Source organism: Methylorubrum podarium (assembly GCF_022179745.1).
Classification (GTDB): domain Bacteria; phylum Pseudomonadota; class Alphaproteobacteria; order Rhizobiales; family Beijerinckiaceae; genus Methylobacterium; species Methylobacterium podarium.
Genome location: NZ_BPRD01000622.1, coordinates 1 through 2,368 on the forward strand (window position 1 = coordinate 1; position 2,368 = coordinate 2,368).

General features: G+C 72.1%; 3 protein-coding genes. All 3 read left to right on the forward strand.

From position 1 onward, the window contains the following. Positions 1 to 536: zinc-binding dehydrogenase (locus tag MFF42_RS24830; protein WP_238258612.1), on the forward strand; the 536-nt coding region annotated here is incomplete at its 5' end. Positions 537 to 712: 176 nt separating this feature from the next. Continuing rightward, positions 713 to 1,159, forward strand: a complete 447-nt coding sequence (locus tag MFF42_RS24835; protein WP_238258613.1) for a (2Fe-2S)-binding protein — start codon at positions 713 to 715, stop codon at positions 1,157 to 1,159. Positions 1,160 to 1,170: 11 nt separating this feature from the next. Continuing rightward, the coding region (locus MFF42_RS24840) for a molybdopterin cofactor-binding domain-containing protein (protein ID WP_238258616.1) at positions 1,171 to 2,368 on the forward strand (1,198 nt) is incomplete at its 3' end.

The following is a 2,368-nucleotide window of genomic DNA, read 5'->3' on the forward strand; positions in this document are numbered from 1 at the left end:
GCGTCGGCTCCATCGCCGTCCAGCTCGCCCGACGGCTCACCGACCTGACCGTGATCGCCACCGCCTCGCGACCAGAGACGGCGGCGTGGAGCCGGACGCTCGGCGCCCACCACGTCATCGATCACACTCGCCCGCTCGCGGCGGAGGTCGCGGCGCTCGGCCTCGGCGCCCCGGCCTTCGTGTTCTCGACCACCCATACCGACCGGCACCTGCCTGAGATCGGCACCCTGATCGCGCCGCAGGGCCGGTTCGCGCTGATCGACGATCCCGCGTCCCTCGACGTGCTGCCGTTCAAGCAGAAGAGCGTCTCGACGCATTGGGAGTTCATGTTCACCCGCACGATGTTCGCCACCGCCGACATGGATGCGCAGGGCCGCCTGCTCGACGAGGTCGCGCGCCTCGTCGATGCGGGCATCCTGAAGACCACGGTGGCCGACCATTTCGGGGCGATTTCGGCCGCCAACCTCCGCCGCGCCCATGCGCTGATCGAGAGCGGGCGGGCCAGGGGCAAGATCGTGCTGGAGGGCTGGGCCTGAGCGAGGGCGGCACGCGACCACCGTTCCTGGCGCCGGTCGCGTGCCGCCCAACGGAGAAAGGCGGGGTACGCCCCCTTCGCCGGCATGTCCGAAATCGCCGCGTTTATGGCGTTGCCGCATGCCAGGCCAGCGATGACCATGGATGCGCTCAGACGAAGCCTCGGAGGCATCGATCGATGGTGAATCTCACGATCAACGGTCGGCAGCACAGTGTCGACGCCGAGCCGGACACGCCGCTCCTCTTCGTGCTGCGCGACGCGCTCGGCCTGACCGGCACGAAATACGGCTGCGGCATCGGCCAGTGCGGTGCCTGCACGGTGCTGCTCGACGGTCAGGCGGTCCGCTCCTGCCAGTTGCCGGTGGAGAGCGTCGGCGCGCAGGGCGTCACCACCATCGAGGCGATCGAGGCGGATCCGGTCGGCGCCCGGGTCGTCGCGGCCTGGGTCGGGATCGAGGTGCCGCAATGCGGCTACTGCCAGTCCGGCCAGGTCATGGCCGCGACCGGCCTGCTCAAGGAGACCCCGAAACCCTCCGACGACGAGATCGCCGCCGCGATGACCAACCTGTGCCGCTGCGGCACCTACAACGCCATCGCCGCCGCCGTGCGGCAGGCTGCGGCCTGAGGGAGGCGAGGATGAACGATCTCACGCCGCTGCGTCGCCTCGGCATCGCCGACCGACCCGGCCCCGAGCCGGTCCAAAACCTTTCGCGCCGCGGTTTTCTCGGCATCGCCACCGGCGCGCTCCTGCTGGGCATCGACCTTCCGGGCGGCGCCGCCGCGCAGACCCGCGCGGAAGGGCCGGCGGCGGTCGCGCCGAAGCCCGGCACCCGGGTCGCCGCCTTCCTCGAGATCCGGCCGGACAGCTCCGTGCGCCTGCTCAGCCCGTTCGTGGAGGGCGGCCAGGGCATCAATACCGGGCTCGCCCAGACCATCGGCGAGGAACTCGACCTCGATCCGGCCCGGTTCGCAGTGGAATGCGCCCCGCCCGGCCCCGACTACGCCGTCGTCAACGGCCTGCGCATGACCGGCGGCAGCTTCTCGACCCGGTCGAGCTTCGAGGCGATGCGCCGGCTCGGTGCCACCGCCCGCGAGATGCTGCTGCGCGCCGCCGCCGCCCGGCTCGCCGTGCCGCAGGACAGCCTGACGACCGCGGACGGACGCGTGATCCACGCCGCCTCCGGCCGGACCCTCGGCTACGGCGAACTCGCCGAAGCCGCCCTCGCGCTCCAGCCGCGGGACGATGTCGCGCTGAAAGACGCCAAGACCTTCCGCTGGATCGGCCGGCCGGTGGCCCGGCTCGACATGCGCGACAAGGCGACCGGCCGGGCGACCTACGCCATCGACATCCGCGTCGAGGGCATGCTGCACGCGGCCGTGCAGCACGCGCCGCATCTCGGCACCGAGCCGCGGGCCATCGCCAACGAGGCGGAGGTGCGGGCGATGCCGGGCGTCCACTCGATCCACCGCCTGCCCGGCGCGGTGGCGGTGGTGGCCGATTCCTGGTGGCGCGCGCGAAAGGGCGCGGAGGCGCTGCAGGTGACCTGGACCGAGGCCGCGGCCGACGGGATCGCCACGGTCTCCCAAAGCTTCTCCTCGGCGGCAATGTTGGCGGCGCTGAAGGGCTCGCGCGGTACGATCTCCCGGCGCAACGAGCGCGGCGAGACCATCGTCTCGGTGGCGGTGCCGATCCAGCGGGCGGGCTCGGTGCGCGGCGTGCTGATGGTCTCGACCCAGGGGGGCGACATCGACCGGGTGATTGCCTCCGAGCGCTTCGGCCTGCTCCAGGTGTTCCTCGTCGCCGCCGCCGTGATGCTGGTGCTGTCGATCCTGC

Bases quoted from the DNA above. Each gene is read 5' to 3' on its own strand.
- MFF42_RS24835 (WP_238258613.1), top strand. From the start codon at position 713: ATGGTGAATCTCACGATCAACGGTCGGCAGCACAGTGTCGACGCCGAG.